Source organism: Pseudomonas sp. SWI7 (assembly GCF_006351945.1).
Lineage (GTDB): Bacteria > Pseudomonadota > Gammaproteobacteria > Pseudomonadales > Pseudomonadaceae > Aquipseudomonas > Aquipseudomonas fulva.
Window position 1 is genome coordinate 2,265,615 of sequence record NZ_CP040930.1, and the last position, 19,304, is coordinate 2,284,918.

Below are 19,304 nucleotides of genomic sequence, written 5' to 3' on the forward strand. Positions count from 1 at the left end.
CCCATGTCCAGCACCCCGCTGATCGAGCCCGGCATTCGTATCACCCTTGCCGAACTCATCGACATGCGCCACCGCGTGCGCGAAATCCAGCTGTTCTCCAACCCCGGCCAACGTAGCCCGCTGGTGGGCCTGCACCATTCCAAGCTGCGGGGCCGGGGTGTGGACTTCGATCAGGTTCGGGTGTACCAGGCCGGTGACGATGTGCGCAACATCGACTGGCGGGTCACTGCCCGCACCCAGGAGCCTCACACCAAGCTATTTCACGAAGAACGCGAGCGGCCGATCTTCATTCTCGTGGAGCAGAGCCAGCGGCTGTTCTTCGGCTCCGGGCTGGTGTTCAAGTCGGTACTGGCGGCTCAGGCGGCGGCCCTGTTCGGCTGGGCCGCGCTGGGGCACAACGACCGGATCGGAGGGCTGGTGTTCGGTGACAACGATCCCCACGAGATCAAACCCAGGCGCAGCAAGCAAAGCCTGCTGCAACTGCTCAATCGTCTGGCCAAGGTCAACCAGTCGCTGCACACCGAAGGCGTCGCCCAGGCCGATAGCCTTGGCCTTGCGCTGCGCAGGGCGCGTGAAGTATTGAGGCCAGGCAGTCTGGCCATCGTGATTTGCGATGAGCGCTCGCTGACGCCCCAGTGCGAACAACACCTGGCCATGCTCTCGCGACACTGCGACCTGTTGCTGATGCCGGTATCGGACCCGCTGGACCACGCTCTGCCAGCGGCCGGCTTGCTGAGGTTTGCGCAACGGGGCGCGCAGCTGGAGCTGGACACGCTGGACGAAGGGCTGCGCCAGGCCTACCGGCACCAAGCCGAGGCGCGCATCGAGCGCTGGGAATTGATGGCGCAAAAGCTCAGGGTGCTGCTGATGCCACTGACCACGCAAAGCGAGATGATCGAGCAATTGCGCGATTACCTGAGTGCCCAGCGCATGGGCAGCGCCTCGTGAACCCGCTTGACCAGTTGCAGCCATTGATCGCGCCCCCGCCGATCAGCCCCTGGCCACCGGCGCCTGGCTGGTGGCTGCTGTTGGCGTTGTTGCCCGTGCTGGCCTGGGGCCTGTGGCGCGTGCGTCGCTGGCGCCCACGCAAACGGCCCCTACCACGCACCGAGCAGCCGCTCGACCCGGTGCGCGTGGCGGCGCTCGAGGAACTGGCGCGTCTGCCCCGCCCCTACGACAAAGCGCCTGCCGGCGCCTGGCTGCAGCAGATCAATGCCCTGCTCAAACGGCTGTGTCGCAGTCACTACCCCTTGGCCAATAGCCACACGCTAAATGGCCGGCAATGGCTGGCCTTTCTTGACAACCGCTGCCCGGCAGCAGGCCTGACCCGCTGGATGGTGTTGGTCGAAGGGGCCTACAAGCCCGAATGCCGCCTGGACGACAAGGCCATCGCCGGGCTTAGCCAGGCGGTGGAAACCTGGATTCGCAAGCATGTTTGAACTGGCCTGGCCGTGGATATTCGCCTTGCTGCCCCTGCCTTGGCTGGCACGGCTCGTGCTGCCTGCCGCCGACAGTGGAGAGCCTGTCCTCAAAGTCGGCTTCCTGCAAGAGCTTGAAAGCCTGGCGGGGCGCCGCGCCCGCCTGAACCTGCCGACCTGGCGCCAGCAGGCCCCGTTCGTCGTGATCTGGCTGCTGTTGCTGTGCGCCGCCGCTCGCCCCCAATGGCTGGGCGAGCCGATGCCGGTGGCAGCCAGTGGGCGCGACCTGCTGGTGGCAGTGGACGTGTCCGGCTCGATGGACTTCCCGGACATGCAGTGGCAGGGCGAAGACATCAGCCGGCTCGACCTGGTCAAGGCGCTGCTGGGCGACTTCTTGCAGGACCGTGAAGGTGACCGGGTGGGGCTGATCCTGTTCGGCAGCCAAGCCTACCTGCAGGCCCCGCTGACCTTCGACAGGCGCACGGTGCGCACCTTTCTCGATGAAGCCCAGATCGGCATCGCCGGCAAGAACACCGCCATTGGCGATGCCATCGGCCTGGCCGTCAAGCGGCTGCGCCAGCGGCCCTCGCAGAGCCGAGTGCTGGTGCTGATCACCGACGGGGCCAACAATGGCGGGCTGATCCACCCCCTCACCGCCGCCCGTTTGGCCGCTCAGGAGGGCGTGCGCATCTACACCATCGGCATTGGCGCCGATCCGCAAGCCACCGGCACCCCTGGCCTACTGGGCCTGAACCCAAGCCTGGACCTGGATGAAGCGTCCTTGCGCGAAATCGCCGAGACCACCCAGGGCGCGTACTTCCGCGCCCATGATGGCGCCGAACTCGATGCCATCGGTGACACGCTTGACCGGCTTGAACCGGTGGCGCAACAGCCGACCCAGGCGCGTACGGCAAAGGCCTTGTATGCCTGGCCACTGGCCTTGGCGCTGCTGCTGAGCGTGCTGCTGGTGATCAGCGTGCAGTGGCCGGACAACCCGCTGCAACGACAATTGCGCAAGCCGCGCTTTCTGCAACCGCACCCACAATGGCGGCAGCGCCTCAAACGCCTGCGCCTGAGGAGGCCGCGATGATCGATCTATGGCCCCAATGGTTGCGCCCGCTGTGGTTGCTGAGCGTTCCCGTGCTCGGCTGGTTGCTGTTCAAGCTTTGGCACCGGCGCAGGCGCGCCGGGCGCTGGCAAATGATCCTGCCCCCGGCCTTCCATAACGTGCTGCTCGGTGGCGGCAGTGGCAACACCAGCAAGCTACCCTGGATAGCCCTGGGCCTTGCCTGGCTGCTGGTGGTGCTGGCCCTGCTGGGCCCGAGCTGGCAACGCATGGAGGAAAGCCGCCAGCGGCCTGCCGATCCTCTGGTCATCCTGCTGGAACTGACCCCGCAGATGCTGGCCGAGGACAGCCCGCCCAATCGTCTTGAGCAGGCGCGTCGCAAGATACTCGACGTACTCGAGCACCGCCGTGACAGCCAGACCGCACTGGTGGTCTACGCAGGGTCGGCGCATACCCTGGTGCCGCTGTCCGACGACCTGGCCACAACACGCAACCTGCTCGAAGCACTCGACCCCTCGATCATGCCCAAGCCCGGCCAGCGGGCAGACCTTGCCGTGCACAAGGGCCTAGCCCTGCTCGCCCAGAGCGGCCTTGGCCAGGGCCGACTGCTGCTGGTCGGGTCCTCGCTCAGCGCCGCCGAGCGCCAAGGCATCAGCCAAGCCCTGGGTCGCCATGGCCCAAGCCTGCTGATGCTGGGCATCGGCAGCCGTGACGGGGCGCCAGTGCGCCAGGCCAACGGGGAATTTCTCAAGGACGACCAGGGCGCGATCCTGTTGCCACGGCTGGACGGCGCGGCGCTCAAAGGCTTCATCAATGGTACTGGCGGGCGTTACCGGCATGCCCGCATCGATGACCTGGACCTGCGCGGCCTAGGGCTATTCGACAACCCGCGCAGCACACGCAGCGAAGGCCAGACCCTGCAACTGGACAGCTGGGCCGACCAAGGCTACTGGTTGCTGATTCCGTTGCTGCTGCTGGCGGCCTGTGCCGGTCGGCGGGGTTGGCTGTTCTGCCTGCCGCTGTTGCTGGCCCTGCCCCAGCCCGGCCAGGCGTTCGAGCTCGACGATCTGTGGCTGCGCCCCGACCAGCAAGGCCAGCGCCTGCTCGAGCAGGGTCGAGCGGCCGAAGCGGCCGGCCGCTTCCGTGACCCGCAATGGCGAGGCATGGCCCTGTACCAGGCGGGTGACTATGCCGGCGCTGCCGAGGCGTTTCTGCAGGTCGACACGGCCGCCGCGCACTACAATCGCGGCAATGCTCTGGCATACAGTGGTGAACTGGAAGCGGCGCTGGACGCGTATGATCAAGCCCTGGAGCGTCAGCCAGACCTGCAGGCGGCGCTGGACAACCAGGCACTGGTCGAGCAAATGCTGGCCCAGCGCCAAGGCAAGGCTGCCGAACAGCCCGGCAGCACCGACGCCCAGGATTCGCCTGGTCGTGAAACCGAGGGCAACAGCAGCGCGCAAGGTAGCCCGGCAGAGCCTGCGCCCGGTTCCGACGAGCAGGCGGGGGACGGCGCCTCGGCCCAAGGCGACGGCGGTGACCAGGGCGCATCTGGCAACCCGCCAGGCGAGGATGACGATGTGGTCGACCCACCCCACGCGCCTGTCACCACCGCGCTCGATGCCGAGCAACGCCAGGCGCTGGAACAATGGCTCCGAGAAATCCCCGACAATCCCGCGCAGTTGCTACGGCGCAAATTCTGGTACGAACAGCAATTGCAACAGGAAACCCCACGATGAGTCGCTGCGGCGTCTTTCTCCTCATGCTGCTCTGGAACGTGCTGGCTCACGCCGAGCCGTCGCTCAAGGCCAGTGTCGACCGTACACGTCTGGAAGCCGGCGAGAGCCTGGAGCTGACCCTCGAAAGCCAGGATGTGACCGAGTTCGGCAAGCCTGACCTGCGGGCACTGGAAGGTGACTTCGAGGTGCGCAGTACCCGGCAGTTGAACAGCCTGCACACCCTCGATGGCGAGACCCGCGCCAGCACCCGCTGGATCATCACGCTCCTGCCCCGGCGCAGCGGCAGCCTGCAGATCCCTGCCCTGCAATTGGGGCAGTCGTTCAGCCAGCCGGTAGACCTGCAAGTGCTGCAAGCCGATGCCAACCGCCAGGACAACGCCCAGGTGTTCATCGAGGCGACCCTGGACAGCACCGATGTCTACGTGCAGGCCCAGGCTGTACTGACCCTGCGCATCTACCATTCGGTTGCGCTGTATGACGACAGCAGCCTCAGCCCGCTGCAACTGGAAAACGCCAAGGTCGAGCCCCTGGGCGAATCGCGCACCTACGAAAAGGAAATTCAGGGTGTGCGCCATGGCGTGATCGAAACGCGCTATGCCGTCTATGCCCAGCAAAGCGGCACCCTGGACATTCCTTCGCTGACCTTCACCGCCACGGCTGCGGCCAATAGCCAGGGCGAGCAGAACGGCAACGGCGCTGCCCGTGCCGGCCGCCAGGTACAGGTAAGCTCTACGCCGCTGCGTCTGACGGTACGGCCCGTCCCGGCCCAGTGGCCGGCCGGGCTGCCCTGGCTGCCCGCGCGTAGCCTGACCCTGGAGGAACGCTGGAGCCCCGATCCTGCCGCGCAGCAGACCCAGATCGGCGATTCGTTGACCCGCACCGTCACCCTGCGCGCCGAAGGGCTGTCCAGCGCTCAGTTGCCGCCAGTGCCGCCCACCGAAGCCAATGGCCTGCGCCGCTACCCCGATCAACCGTTGTTGCGCAACGAGATCAGCGAACGGGGCATGACCGCCACCCGCGAGGAACGCGAGGCGCTCATTCCCACCCACAGCGGCCCGCTGGCCTTGCCTGCGCTGGAAGTGACGTGGTGGAACACCCGCGAAGATCACCTCGAGCACAGTGGCCTGCCTGCACGCTCGATCACCGTGCAGGACAACCCTGCCCTGGTGGCCGAGGCCCCGGTGGTGGGCAATGGCAGCAGCACACTGCTGTGGCCTTGGCAGCTGGCGACCCTGGTGCTTGCGTTGACCACGCTGCTGGGCTTCACCCTGTGGTGGCGCGCCCGTTCGCAGCCAGCGGTGCTGCGTGCGGCGCAGACAGGGCCGAGCCCGCGCACCCTGCTGGACGACCTCAAGCGCGCCTGCCTGGCCAACGACCCCCAGGCCACGCGCCAGGCCCTGGATGCCTGGGCGCGGCAACAGCCGCAGACCCTGGCCGAGATGGCGGCGCGCTTCGTACCCTTGTCCGACGCCCTGGATGGGTTGAACGGCGCGCTGTACAGCGAAAGCGGCCAGCACTGGCAAGGTGAAGACCTGTGGCGGGCGATCGGCACCATTCCACCGGCCGAACAGGTGCTGCTGCCCACCGGCGAGAGCGCCAGCCTGCCACCGCTGTATCCCAAGTGAGCATGTGGCGGCGCGTCATCGACCGGGTTCGCGCCGCGTACCGACCGGCTTTACCGGCCCGCACAGCGCCGCGCCCATGGGGTACCATAACGCCCTTGCCCGCTCGCCCGACTTCATACCCACAGGTCATCCATGCGTCTGTTTCACACTTCCGATTGGCACCTGGGCCAAAGTCTCCATGGCCAGGAACGCGACTTCGAACACGCCTGCTTCCTCGAGTGGCTGCTCGGCCAGCTGCACCTGCGCCAGCCTGATGCGCTGTTGATCGCAGGCGACGTCTTCGACACCGTCAACCCGCCGGTCAAGGCCCAGGAGCGCTTGTACGATTTCATCGTCAGGGCCCACGAACAGCAGCCGAAACTCGACATCGTGATGATCGCCGGCAACCACGACTCCGGCTCGCGCATCGAGCTGCCTGCACCCTTGATGCGCCGCCTGCGCACCCATGCACTGGGCCGTGTGCACTGGCTGGACGATGGACAACTGGATGTCGAGCGGCTGCTGATTCCGCTGACCAACGCGCGCGGCAAGGTGACCGCCTGGTGCCTGGCCTTGCCGTTCCTGCGGCCGGCGGAGGTGACCGGCCTGCAACTGGGCGACGACTACCTGCAAGGCATCACCCGGGTCCACCAGCAACTGATCGCCGCCGCCCAGGCCAGGCAGCGCAAGGACCAGGCGCTGATCGCCATCAGCCACGCCCACATGGCCGGCGGTGCGGTCTCCGAAGACTCCGAGCGCAGCCTGATCATCGGCAACGCCGAGGCATTGCCGGCCAAGCTCTTCGACAAAGCCATCAGCTACGTCGCCCTGGGCCACCTGCACAAGCCCCAGAAGGTCAATCGCGAAGAACGGATCCGCTACAGCGGGTCGCCCATCCCGTTGTCGTTTGCCGAGGTGAACTACCCCCACCAGGTGCTGGAAGTCACCTTCGACGGCGCGGCGCTGGCCAGTGTCGAGGCTCGCCCAGTTCCGCGTGCGGTGCCGTTGCAACGCATAGGGCCGGCCCCACTGGACGAGGTCCTGACGCAACTGGCCGACTTGCCGGTGGTGGACCTGCTCGATGATCCCAACCGCCAGCCTTGGCTGGAGGTGCGCGTCGTGCTGAACGAGCCGCAGCCCGACCTGCGCCAGCAGATCGAAACCGCCCTGCACGAAAAGGCGGTACGGTTGATTCGCATAGGTGCCGAGTACGCCGGCCGAACGGCCGATGACGAAGGCCCGGCGTTCGTCGAGCTGGCCCAGATGACCCCGCAAGACCTGTTCAGCCGTGCCTGGGCGCAAGCCTATGGCGACCCTGCCGATGAGCAGACGCTGGCCGATTTCGCCCTGCTGCTGCAGGACGTACAGCACGAAGAAGAGCAACCATGAAGATTCTTGCCATTCGCCTGAAGAACCTGGCATCGCTGGCGGGCCCGATCGATATCGACTTCACCCAGGAGCCCCTGGCAGGCGCGGGTCTGTTTGCCATCACCGGCCCCACGGGGGCGGGTAAAAGCACCCTGCTCGACGCGCTGTGCCTGGCGCTGTTCGGTACGGTGCCACGCCTGAATGACATCGGCCGTGAGGCCAAGGTGCCGGACGGCGATGGCGAGATACCCACCTCGGACCCGCGCAACCTGCTGCGCCGCGGTACCGGCAGTGGCTTTGCCGAGGTGGATTTCGTCGGCGTGGACGGGCGCCGCTACCGGGCGCGCTGGGAAGCGAACCGCGCCCGCGAGAAGGCCAATGGCAAACTCCAGCTCAGCCGCCAGAGCTTCTACGACCTGGACAGCGAGCAGGTGCTGGGCAGCGGCAAGAACGAATACAAGCAGCTGATCGAGACGCGCCTGGGCCTTAACTTCGAACAGTTCACCCGCGCCGTGATGCTGGCGCAAAGCGAGTTCAGCGCGTTTCTCAAGGCCGACGACCGCGAGCGCAGCGAACTGCTGGAGAAACTGACCAACACCTCGATCTATTCGCGGCTGGGCCAACGGGCGTTTGCCCGAGCCCGCGAGGCCGGCGAGGCGCATGCCGCCTTGAAAGAGCGAGCTAGCCACCTGTTGCCCATGCCAGTAGACGCCCGCGCCGAACTGGACCAACGCCTGGAACAGGCGCAGCACCAGCTCAAAGCCGACCAGGCTGGCGAGCGACAGCTGGAGCAGCAACGCAGCGGGTTGATCGAGCAGGAGCAGCTTCAAGCCCAGCACGCGCAGGCCCGCACTGCCCTGGAGGCTGCCGAGCAGGACTGGCAAGCCTTGGCCGAGCCGCGCCTGGACCTGGCGCGCCTTGAGCGTCTTGCCCCGCAGCGCCATCAGTTTCACCGCCAGCAGGCACTGGCAGCGCAGCGCGCGCCGATCACCGCCAAACTTGACGAACACACCCGGCAGCTCGCCGAGCTGCAGCAGCGTACGGCCGAGCAGCAGCAGGCGCTGGAAACAGCCCGTCTTGCGTTGACCGCCGCCCAGGCCGCCCATAGCGACGCCGGTCCCTTGCTGCGTCAAGCCTTCACGGCCCAGGACAACTTGGCCCGGCTCGATCAGCAACTGGCCGTCCAGCGCAGCGACAGCCAGCAGGCCGAACATCAGGTGGCTGAGGCCCAACAGCAGTTGCAGCAACTGCACGCCAGCCAAGAACGCAGTCAACAGCAACTGGCCCAGATCGACACGGCGTTGGCCCACAGCCAGCACCTGGCCGGGCTGGCCAGCGCGTGGCATGCCTATCTGCCGCAGCTCAAGCAGGTGATGCTGATCGGCGGCCGCCTGGGCAAAGGCCGCGAGGAACTGCCCGGCCTGCAGGCTCAAGCCAGCCAGGCCACTGCGCACCTTCAGGCCGAACGCGACGCCCATGACGCCCTGTTCCGGGAAGCCAAGGCGCAGCCCGACGCCCTGGCAGAACAAATCGACCTGCTCGGCAGCATGCTGCAGGACAACCGCAAGCAGCATCGCGCCGTGGAGCAATTGACGCTTGTACACGCCCGCGTGCTTGAGTTGCATCAGCAACAGGCCACCCTGCGTGAACGTCAGCAGCAAGCCATGGTCGAGCGCCAGCGCCTGATCGGCGAAGGCACGGCCGCCAAGGCTGAGCTGGAAAGCGCCGAGCAGGCACTGAACCTGACGCGCCAACTGCTGGAGCGCCAGCGGCTGGCCCGCAACACCACGGTCCAAGCCCTGCGTGAGCAACTGCGGGGCGGCGAGCCCTGCCCGGTGTGCGGCAGCGCCGAACACCCGTTCCACCAACCCGAGGTGTTGCTGCAAAGCCTGGGCGAACATGACCAGGCCGAAGAAGCGGCTGCCCAGCGTCAGGTCACAGCGCTCAATACGCGCCTGGTGGAACTGCGCACCCAGCTAGGGGTGGTCAATGCCCAGCTCAAGGACTATCAGCAACAGCTGCCGGTATTGGACGAACACTTGCAGCCTTTGGTCGCGCAGCTTCATGAGCACGCCCTCTGGCCTGCATTGGCACCCCAGGACGATCATGCCCGCAGCAGCTGGCTCGACGGCCAACTACGGCGCCTGGATACCGAAATCGGCAACGACGAGACGCGCCAGCGGGCCTTGCTCACCCTGCAAAAAGAGGCCGCTCGCCTCAACCAGCAGCTGCAAGCCGCCCAGGACGCGCACCAACAAGCGCAGCGCCATCTGGAGCAACAGCACCTGGCACTGGAAAACGACGAGCGCCTCCTTCAGCAAGGGCTCGCGGACTTGGCCGGGGTACTGCCCGACGAAGCGCTCAAGGCCCTGCAAGACGATCCGGCCAATGCGTTTCTTGCCCTCGACCAACAGATCGCCCAGCGCCTGCACCAGCTCGACCAACGCAACGATGAGCTGGAAGAACAGCAAGCCCGCCAGGTCCAGCTGGACAAACTGCACGATCAACACCAGGTGCGTGTGCAACGCCTCGCGCAGCTTGGTGAGCAGCTCAGAGGCTTGGAGGAGCAGCGCCAGCACGCAATGGCCATGCTCGCGCAATTACTGGGCGAGCACATCAGTGCCGAGGCCTGGCAACAGCACATGGACACCGCGCTGGAGCACGCGCGCGCGGTCGAGGCGGACCTCGCCCAGCGCCTGCAAGGCTTGCATACCCAGGCTGTGCAAGTGGCCGGTGAGCTCAAGGCCAGCACCGAGCAGTTGCAGGCGCTGGAGCAAGAAGCCAGGCAGCTGCATGATCAGATCGCCCAGTGGCGCGACGCGCACCCGGAGCTGGACGATACAGGGCTCGATCGCCTGCTGGCCATGGACGACACTCAGGTCGGTGAACTGCGCCAGCGCCTGCAGGGCGCTGAAAAAACCCTCGAGCAGAGCCGTGTGCTGCTTCAGGAACGCGAGCAGCGCCTGCACCAGCACGCGGCGCTGATCACGCTGGACACTTCGGTCCAGGCTGTGGACCAGGCGCTGCTCGAACTGCGTGAGCGTCTGGTCGTTCACGAGCAGACGTGCGCCGAGCTGCGGGCCCAACAGGCGGATGACCAGCGGCGACAGCACGCCTCGCAGGCCCTGGCCGAGCAGATGGAGCAAGCCCGACAGCAGTGGCAGCGCTGGGCGCGGCTCAGTGGTCTAATCGGCTCGGCTTCGGGGGACGTGTTCCGCAAGATCGCCCAGGGCTACAACCTCGATCTGCTGCTGCACCATGCCAACGCTCAGCTGCGTCAACTGGCGCGGCGCTATCGGCTCAAGCGCGGCGGCAGTGCGCTGGGGTTACTGGTACTGGACACCGAAATGGGCGATGAACTGCGCTCGGTGCACTCGCTGTCAGGCGGTGAGACCTTCCTGGTTTCCCTGGCCCTGGCCCTGGGGCTTGCCTCGATGGCATCGAGCACCTTGCGCATCGAGTCGCTGTTCATCGACGAAGGCTTCGGCAGCCTCGATCCCGAGTCCTTGCAACTGGCCATGGATGCGTTGGACGGCTTGCAGGCCCAAGGTCGCAAAGTGGCTGTGATTTCCCACGTGCAGGAAATGCATGAACGCATACCGGTGCAGATTCAAGTCCGGCGCCTGGGCAACGGCTTGAGTGACGTTGAGGTGTGCGGTTGATCCTCTATTCGTTTCGCCGCTGCCCTTGGGCCATGCGTGCCCGGCTTGCGTTGCGCTATGCCGGCTGCGAGGTGACCGTGCAGGAGGTGGCCATGAAGCACAAACCCGCCGCCCTGTTGGCACTGTCACCCAAGGGCACCGTCCCGGTGCTGGACACCGGAGATCAGGTAATCGATGAAAGCCTGGATATCATGCGCTGGGCACTGGCGCAGAACGACCCGCAAGACTGGCGCCTGTCGAGCTCGCCCGAAGCGGCGCAGCAAGCCGATGCACTGATCGCCGTGAACGACACCACCTTCAAGGCCCAGGTGAACCTGTACAAGTATGCCGAGCGGTATCCCCAGCAGTCACAGCACGTCTACCGCGACGCTACGCACCCCTGGCTGGAGCATCTGGAGCACCTGCTGCAAAACCGCCCCTACCTGTTGGCCGATCACCCGAGCATCGCTGATGCCGCCCTGTTGCCGCTGATCCGGCAGTTTGCCGCGGTCCAGCCCGACTGGTTTGCCACAGCCCCCTATCCGAGGGTCCGTGGTTGGCTGCAAGGCTGGTTGGCCTCGGACGTGTTCAAGGCCATTATGGCCAAGTGATTCAAGCGCCGTACCGCTTGAACGTCATCGTATGAACTTCAGGTCCGACGGTGCCGGCTGATCGAAAGTCTGTACCGTTTCCCCCAGCTTGCCCGTGAGCGGATCGCGGCGCATGACCTTGATCTGGTTGCTCTTCTGATTGGCAACCAGCAGGAACTTGTCAGTGGGGTCCAGCGCGAATTCACGGGGGTGGTCACCTTCGACCGAGCGACGTTGCACCAACGCCAACCGTCCATCCTGCTTGCCCACGCTGAACACGACGATCTCATTGGCCGTGCCGCGGTTGCTGACGTACAGAAAGCGACCGTCCGCCGACAGGTGCAGGCCCGCGCCTGCCTTGGCAGCCGCCTCCTGGCGTTCGGTCAATGGCAGACGCTGGCGTTCGATCAGGTTGCCCTCCTGGACATCGAACACCACCACTTCGGCATGCATTTCCAAGGTCAGGTAGGCATGTTTGCCGCTGGCGTCGAACAGCAAATGCCGTGGCCCACTGCCCGCAGGCAACGACACCGAGGCAGGCTGGGACGGGGTCAGTGGCTTTTTCGTGCTCGCCCCGTCGTAGCGGTAGACGAACACCTTGTCTGCACCCAGGTCGCTGGCATAGACATGCTGGCCGTCTGGAGACGGCACCACCGAATGGACATGGGCGCTGGCCTGCCGCTCGGGGTTGACCCCACTGGCTTGATGACGCACCTGCTGGACCACCGACTGCAAGGCGCCTTGCCTGTCGACTGGCAACACCGAAAGGCCGCCGCCTGGGTCGGGGTCGACCGCGTAGTTGGCCACGAACAGATAACGCTGGTCCTGGCTGAGGCTGGCGTGGGTCGGCTCGTCGCCCTGGCTGGGCTTTTGATCGAGCAGGCGTACACTCCCATCGCTGGCAATGTTGAATGCGCTGACGTGACCGTCTGCGGTTTCATTGACGGCAAACAGCAGGCGCTTGTCTTCGGAAAGCACCAGCCACGAGGGGCTGACGCTCTCTACCACCTGCAGCGGTTCGGGGCGGATTGTGCCGGCTTCGCTGTCGAAGGTGTAGCGGTAGATGCCTTGGCTGGCACCGTCTGTGTAGGTGCCAACCAGCAGAGTGGCAGCCTGGGCAGTGTAGGTCAGGGTCATGCAGCTAGCGGTCAGCAGAGTCTTCCAGGTCCGGTTCATGGTCTTCTTCTTCCGGTGCGCGAAATGCATCCAGACAGATCAGTCGGTGCTCACTTTCGGCAGTGCAGATGCGCCAGTCGTTCACTTCTTTACTGGCCGCATCGACCTGCGCGGCGGTGAATACCCAACGCCGCAGTTGGCGGCCGTCCATGCATTCGATGGCAAGGCCCTGCTCGTCGCAGGTGAAATCGAACGCGTGAAGGCCGTCTATCAGAAGCATGTCGCTGTGTTGCAAGGCGCTGGCAAGTGGTGACATGGGGGTACCTGTACGGGACATTGCATCTGGAAAAGCCCTGCATTATACCCCCATGGCCGCGCAACGCCCGGTCGTTTCAATGGGCGAAAATCGAGCCCCCCGCCTTGCCTGCCATCTTCTCGGGCTTGATCAGGAACCGCGCCAGCGCCGGCAGTAGCCACAGCGCACCGAACATGTTCCACAACAGCATGAAGGTCAGCATCAGGCCCATGTCCGCCTGGAACTTGATCGCCGAGAAGATCCAGGTACATACCCCGATGGCCAGGCACAGGCCGGTGAACAGCACCGCCTTGCCGGTGGAGCGCAGCGTCTGGTAATAGGCTTCTTGCAGCGGCAACCCGGCGCGCAGGAAGCTCTCCAGACGGCTGTAGATGTAGATGCCGTAGTCCACGCCAATGCCTACCCCCAGCGCAACCACCGGCAGCGTCGCCACCTTGACGCCGATGCCCATGTACGCCATCAGCGCGTTGCCCAGCACGGAGGTCAACACCAAGGGCAGCACGATGCACAGGGTCGCGGCGAAGGAACGGAAGGTGATCAGGCACATGACCGCCACGCACAGGTACACCAGGATCAGGATGGTCAATTCGGCCGACTTGATCACCTCGTTGGTGGCCGCTTCGATACCGGCGTTGCCGGCAGCCAGCAGGAACTGCAAGCCTTCTCTGTCGTGGCTGTCGGCAAACGCCTTGGCAGCGGCCGTCACCCGCTCGAGGGTCTCGGCCTTGTGGTCATTGAGAAACACCAGCACCGGGGCCAGCGAGCAATCGCCGTTGTACAGGCCATCGGCCCGTGCGATGGAGTTGTTCAGGACATCGGGGTTGCGCGAGAGGGTTTCCCACTTGAGGCTACCCTCGTTCATGCCCTTGATCACCTGTTTGGACACGCTGACCAGGGAAATGGCCGACTGCACACCCGGCGTGTTTTCCATGGTCCACATCAGCTCGTCGATCGGCGCCAGGGTCGAATGCACCGAACACTGCTCGGCGGCCGTCTTGACCATGATCACCAGCACATCGGAACTGGTGGAATAGTTGCTGATGATGAAGTTGTTGTCCTGGTTGTAGCGCGAGTCGGGCCGCAGCTCCGGTGCGCCCTGGTCGAGGTCGCCGATCTTCAGGTTCTGGCTGTACCACAGCCCCCCGGCGAAGGCGACCAGGGCCAGGGCGATGGAAACCGGCGCCACCCTGGGGCTGGCAAAGCGCGACAGCATCCGCCAGAACGGGTGCTCGCGGGTGGCGTCGCGCTTGCTGCGCTCGATGGCCTTCTTGCTGATACCCACATAGGAAATGGCCACCGGCAGCAGAATCAGGTTGGTGAAGACGATCACCGCGACGCCGATGGATGCACCGATGGCCAGTTCGCGGATCACGCCGATGTCGATGATCAACAGGGTGATGAAGCCCACGGCATCGGCGAGAATGGCGATCATGCCTGGCAGGAACAGTTGCCGGAACGTGCGCCTGGCCGCCGTCAGGGCGTTGTCTGCATCGCTCGATTGCAGGGCAATGCCGTTGATTTTCTGCACACCGTGGGAAATGCCGATGGCAAAGATCAGGAACGGCACCAGCATCGAATACGGATCCAGGCCGAAGCCGACCGCATGCATCAGCCCCAGTTGCCACACCACCGCCACCAATGTGGTAATGAGCACCGCGATGGTGCTGCGGATGCACCAGGTGAACCAGTACAGCAGCACCCAGGTGATCAGCAGGGCGATGCCGAAGAACATCACCACCATGACCAGCCCGTCGATGAGGTCACCGACCTTCTTCGCGAACCCGACGATATGCACCTTCACATTGGGGTTCTGGGCCTGGAACTTGTCGCGAATTTTTTCTTCGAGCAAGTGGGAGAACTGCTGGTAGTCGAGCTTGACCACCCGCCCTGGGTCCTGTGGGTCGGGGTAACTTTCCAGCAGTGGCACGTCGATGATGCTGGATTTGAAGTTGTTGCCCACCAGCCGCCCTATCTGCCCGGACCGCAGCACGTTGTCGCGCAGGGTATCGAGGCTGGCCTGCGAGCCGTCGTAGGTGTTGGGAATCACCTCGCCACCGGAGAACCCCTCCTCGGTGACTTCGCTCCAGCGCACGCTCGGGCTCCACAGCGACTTGAGCCCGGCCCGATCGACGCCTGGGATGTAGAACACCTCGTCGTGGATCTGGCGCAGGGTCTCCATGTAGTTTTTGTCGAAGATGTCGCCATTGACCGCCTCGACCGAGATGCGCACGGTGTTGCCCAGGTTGGCCAAGTCGTTGCGGTGCTCCATCATCTGTTCGATGAACGGATGCTGCAACGGGATCATTTTCTCGAAGCTGGTGGAGGGGCGAATTTGCGTGGCCTGCCAGAACAGGAAGAGGCTGACCAACACACAGAGGATGATGACCGCCGGCCGATTGTTGAAGATCAGGCGTTCGAGCAGTGTGGCTTTGTCCTGATGATGCGGCTGCATGGGAATGTGCTCCTGGCTGCTCATGGCTGTGCCTCACTGCCGGCGGCATCGAGCCCCTTGGCATTGGCGATGTGGGCGCCGCCCTGCCCTACCAGCAGGAGCTCGCCGTTGGGCAGGCCGCTGACGCCGGACAGGGCGATGCGGTCCGGGCGGTTGTGGACGCTGAAGGTCTGGCCGGCATCGGTGCTGCGCAACACGCTGCCGCCGTTGCCGACCACCACGACGGTGCCGTCATCGAGCAGCGTGGCACCGGCCAGGCCGAATTCGAGCTCGCCTCGCGCAGCCTGCAAGGGGATCGATTGCCAGGTGTCGCCGAAGTCGGTGGAGCGCAGCAGGTTGCCGCGCAAGCCGAACGCCAGCAGGGTACGCGCCTGGGCAGTGCCGATCACGCCGAACAGCGACCCCTGGTAAGGCCCTTCCACTTTCTGCCAGTGCTGCCCGTTGTCCTCGGAGCGGTACATGCTGCCCTGCTCCCCGACGATGAACAAACCAGCGTCACGCACCTGGGTGATGGCATTGAGGTGCAACTGGTCGGGGTTGTCGAGGCGCTCGGCCACGTCCTGCCAATGCTGGCCCCCGTCCGTGGTTTCGAGCAAGGCGCCGTAGGCGCCGACGGCCAGGCCGTGCTGGGCATCGAGGAACACAATGTCGAGCAAGGGCGCTTCGCGCGACACGTCTTCGAACTGCTTGCTCCAGGTCGCCCCGCCGTCGCCGGTGGCGAGGATCTGCGCATCGTGGCCCACGGCCCAACCGCGCTTGTCATCAAGGAAAAAGACAGCCGTCAGCAACTGGCGGGTTGGCACGCGGGCCTGAGTCCAGGTGCTGCCCTGGTCATCGGAGAACAGGATATGGCCACGGTCGCCGACCACGACCACGCGCGTGCCCGCATGGGCAGCGTCGATCAACAGCCTTTGACTGGCTTTGGCCGATTCGGTGGAGTATTCATCGGCTGACGCAGCCTGCGCGCCTTGCCATCCACTCAGTGCAAGGGTGAGCACTGCTGCGGCCGCCATCGGCCATCCAGCGCGCCTGCTCCAATTCCTCATGACTGCCCCCGATTGTATTTTTGTTGGGTGGGTCAATACCTTGCAGAAACGCACAAATGCCTGCAATAGAGGCCTGCAAGGGCGTGCGGTGATCGTAACGGGAGGATTTGGAGGAGCACAACGGGCGGGGTGTTATGTTTTGTTATCAGCGCAAGGCGCGTGGTTCATGCGCAGAAGATGCAGCGCCTGCAGGCGAACAGGATCCCCCGGCAGGCGCTGCGTGTGCAGCGTAACAACGTCGGCAGTCGAAATCGGGGGGCCATCAGGCGCCCCCCGGGGCGTCATGCCAGGCTTTTACTCACGACTTCGTACACGTCACTGGAGAGTTCACCAGCGGCCAGAATCCGCTCCAGCTCACCCTTCATCAGGGTCTGCCGGGCGGCGTCATACTTGCGCCAGCGGGTCAGCGGCGCCAATTGCCGGGAGGCGATCTGCGGGTTGAGCGCATTGAGCTCGATCACCAGATCCGCCAGGAAGCGGTAGCCGGAGCCATCGGCAGCATGGAAGTTGACCAGGTTCTGGCCGGCAAAGGCGCCGACCACCGCGCGCACCTTGTTCGGGTTCTTCAGGGTGAAGGCCGGGTGTTGCATCAACGCCTTCACCCGTGCCAAGCCACCTGGCAAGGTACTGGCCGCCTGCACGCTGAACCACTGGTCCATGACCAGGGGGTTGTCCTTGAAGTGTTCAGCAAAGCTTTCCAGGGCCTTGGCGCGCTCGGCCTCGAAGGGCGAGTTGACCAGCACCGCCAGGGCCGTGAGGCGCTCGGTCATGTTGTCGCACTGCTCGAACTGCTCCAGGGTCGCTTCCAGCACCTGCGGTTTGACGCTGAGCATCAGGTACGACAGGGCGATGTTCTGCAGGCTGCGGCGAGCAAAGTGCTCGGCAGAGGCAACGTACGCGGTGTTACGCGAGACCGCGCGGTTGGCCTGGTAACGCGTCCAGAGCGGCTCGAACAAGTGCTCGGCAATTTGCCGGCGAGCGAACTCGCGGGCTGCGTGGATGGCGTCCACATCGGCCACCTGGCTGATCTCGGTCAGGTAGCCCTCCCCTGGCAGCGAGAGCATTTCGGCCACCATGGCAGCATCGAGCGAGGTGTCGCCCAGCACCGTATCCAACGCCTTGAGCAGACGCGGGTCCAGTTGCAGCGCCTGACCAAGCTGGTGCTGGCCGATCAGCTCATGCAACACCTGAACGGCCAGTTGCTGACCGGCTTCCCAACGGTTGAAGCCGTCGCTGTCGTGCTGCATCAGGAACATCAACTGGTCGCGGTCGTATGGGAAGCTCAGCTTGACCGGGGCACTGAAACCGCGCAGCAGCGACGGCAGCGGCCGCGCTTCAATACCCTGGAAGACGAAGGTCTGCTCGGCCTCGGTCACCGACAGCACCCGGGTGCTGCCCACTGCCGAGGACTCGCCCGCCAATTGCAGCGGCAGGTCGTTGCCCTGGGCATCGAGCAGGCCCAATTCGACCGGAATCACGAAGGGCAGCTTCTCGGCCTTGTCTGGGGTGGGTGGGCAGCTCTGGCGGAACGTCAGGCTATAGGTGCGCGCCGCTTCATCGTAGGCATCGCTCACCTCCAGGCGCGGCGTACCGGCCTGGCTGTACCAGCGCTTGAACTGAGTCAGGTCGACGCCGTTGGCATCTTCCATCGCCTTGATGAAGTCGTCGGTGGTCACCGCTTGCCCATCGTGACGCTCGAAGTACAGGTCGCTGCCCTGGCGGAAGCCCTCGGCCCCCAGCAGCGTGCGCACCATGCGTACCACTTCCGAGCCTTTTTCGTACACGGTCAGGGTGTAGAAGTTGGAAATCTCGATGAAGCTGTCCGGGCGCACCGGGTGGGCCATGGGGCCCGCATCCTCGGCGAACTGATGGGTGCGCAGGTAGGCAACGTCCTCGATGCGCTTGACGGTGCGTGAATTCATGTCGGCGCTGAACTCGGCATCGCGGAACACCGTGAAGCCTTCCTTGAGCGACAGTTGGAACCAGTCGCGGCAGGTGACGCGGTTGCCCGACCAGTTGTGGAAGTACTCATGGGCCACCACCGCTTCGACCCGCTGATGCGCGGCATCGGTGGCCGTTTCGGCGCGCGCCAGCACGCAGCTGGAGTTGAAGATGTTAAGGCCTTTGTTTTCCATGGCCCCCATGTTGAAGTCGTTGACCGCGACGATCATGAAGATGTCCAGGTCGTACTCGCGGCCATACACCTCTTCGTCCCAACGCATGGACTTCTTCAGGCTGACCATGGCGTGGTCGCACTTGTCGATGTTCTCCGGCTCGACATAGATGCGCAGGGTCACATCACGGCCCGACTGGCGGGTGAAGGTGTCTTCCACGCACCACAGGTCGCCTGCGACCAGGGCGAACAGGTACGCCGGCTTCATGAACGGGTCTTCCCAGGTCGCCCAGTGACGGCCATCCTCGGCAGGGCCGCTGCCTACCGGGTTGCCGTTGGAGAGCAGCACCGGGTAGCGATGCTGTTCGGCGATCACCGTGGTGGTGAAGATGCTCATGACATCGGGGCGATCGAGGTAGTAGGTGATCTTGCGGAAACCCTCGGCTTCGCACTGGGTGCAGAACATCTTGCCGGACTTGTACAGCCCCTCGAGCGCTGTGTTGGTTTCTGGATGGATCTTGACGGTGGTGTCGAGGGTGAATTGCGCTGCCCGTGGCTGGACGGTCAGGCTGCCTGCGTCGATCTGGTAGTCGCCGGCCTGCAAGGGTTCATCGTCGAGGGCGGCGCGCACCAGTTCGAGTTGCTGGCCGTCGAGCACCAGCGCAGGCAGGCCGCCCCCATGCACCGGGTTGCGGCGCATGATCAGTTGCGCGTGGACCAGGGTGTGGTCTTCGAACAGCTCGAAGGTCAGGTGCGTTTCGTCGATCAGGTACTCAGGCGCCTTGTAGTCCTTGAGATGGATCACTTGCGGTTGTTCGGTACGCATCTGCAGGTC

Annotated in this window: 13 protein-coding genes; 8 read left to right on the forward strand and 5 right to left on the reverse strand. The window is 64.8% G+C overall.

Translation table 11 applies throughout. From position 1 onward, the window contains the following. Positions 1-3 precede the first annotated feature (3 nt). From FH041_RS10395 to FH041_RS10430, 8 genes are all read left to right on the forward strand, one after another. Positions 4-948 carry a DUF58 domain-containing protein gene (locus FH041_RS10395; protein WP_027916525.1) on the forward strand — a complete coding sequence of 315 codons (945 nt, stop codon included), beginning with the start codon at positions 4-6 and terminating at the stop codon, positions 946-948. Next, a complete protein-coding gene (locus FH041_RS10400) occupies positions 945-1,439 on the forward strand; it encodes a DUF4381 domain-containing protein (RefSeq protein WP_027916524.1) in 495 nt (164 codons plus the stop codon). Before FH041_RS10395 ends, FH041_RS10400 begins: the two co-directional genes overlap by 4 nt. Further along, positions 1,432-2,508: a VWA domain-containing protein gene (locus tag FH041_RS10405; RefSeq protein WP_027916523.1), complete on the forward strand. Its 1,077-nt coding sequence runs from the start codon at positions 1,432-1,434 to the stop codon at positions 2,506-2,508. Before FH041_RS10400 ends, FH041_RS10405 begins: the two co-directional genes overlap by 8 nt. Continuing rightward, the gene (locus FH041_RS10410; RefSeq protein ID WP_128610648.1) at positions 2,505-4,223 is read left to right on the forward strand and encodes a tetratricopeptide repeat protein; all 1,719 of its coding nucleotides are present in this window, start codon (positions 2,505-2,507) and stop codon (positions 4,221-4,223) included. The genes FH041_RS10405 and FH041_RS10410 overlap by 4 nt, the downstream gene beginning before the upstream one ends. Continuing rightward, positions 4,220-5,848, forward strand: a complete 1,629-nt coding sequence (locus tag FH041_RS10415; protein ID WP_027916521.1) for a BatD family protein — start codon at positions 4,220-4,222, stop codon at positions 5,846-5,848. The genes FH041_RS10410 and FH041_RS10415 overlap by 4 nt, the downstream gene beginning before the upstream one ends. A 132-nt stretch (positions 5,849-5,980) precedes the next feature. Beyond that, positions 5,981-7,216 (forward strand): exonuclease SbcCD subunit D C-terminal domain-containing protein, encoded by a 1,236-nt coding sequence (locus FH041_RS10420; RefSeq protein WP_028688152.1) that lies wholly within the window; start codon positions 5,981-5,983, stop codon positions 7,214-7,216. Then, entirely contained in the window at positions 7,213-10,857 is a 3,645-nt protein-coding gene (locus FH041_RS10425) for an AAA family ATPase (protein ID WP_132578965.1), read from the forward strand. Before FH041_RS10420 ends, FH041_RS10425 begins: the two co-directional genes overlap by 4 nt. Beyond that, positions 10,854-11,447, forward strand: a complete 594-nt coding sequence (locus FH041_RS10430) for a glutathione S-transferase (RefSeq protein WP_132578970.1) — start codon at positions 10,854-10,856, stop codon at positions 11,445-11,447. The genes FH041_RS10425 and FH041_RS10430 overlap by 4 nt, the downstream gene beginning before the upstream one ends. 24 nt (positions 11,448-11,471) lie before the next feature. On the opposite strand, the gene FH041_RS10435 is transcribed toward FH041_RS10430, so the two are convergent. The 5 genes from FH041_RS10435 to pepN form a co-directional block, all read right to left on the reverse strand. Next, the gene (locus FH041_RS10435) at positions 11,472-12,602 is read right to left on the reverse strand and encodes a lactonase family protein (protein WP_132578964.1); all 1,131 of its coding nucleotides are present in this window, start codon (positions 12,600-12,602) and stop codon (positions 11,472-11,474) included. Beyond that, a complete protein-coding gene (locus FH041_RS10440; protein ID WP_088523044.1) occupies positions 12,568-12,858 on the reverse strand; it encodes a DUF5629 family protein in 291 nt (96 codons plus the stop codon). Before FH041_RS10440 ends, FH041_RS10435 begins: the two co-directional genes overlap by 35 nt. Before the next feature lie 76 nt (positions 12,859-12,934). Further along, complete coding sequence (locus FH041_RS10445) at positions 12,935-15,310, reverse strand: RND family transporter (protein ID WP_027916515.1); 2,376 nt, start codon at positions 15,308-15,310, stop codon at positions 12,935-12,937. Positions 15,311-15,330: 20 nt separating this feature from the next. Beyond that, the gene (locus FH041_RS10450) at positions 15,331-16,356 is read right to left on the reverse strand and encodes a YCF48-related protein (protein WP_027916514.1); all 1,026 of its coding nucleotides are present in this window, start codon (positions 16,354-16,356) and stop codon (positions 15,331-15,333) included. A gap of 281 nt (positions 16,357-16,637) precedes the next feature. Continuing rightward, a complete protein-coding gene (gene pepN, locus FH041_RS10455) occupies positions 16,638-19,295 on the reverse strand; it encodes an aminopeptidase N (protein WP_132578962.1) in 2,658 nt (885 codons plus the stop codon). Positions 19,296-19,304: the final 9 nt, after the last annotated feature.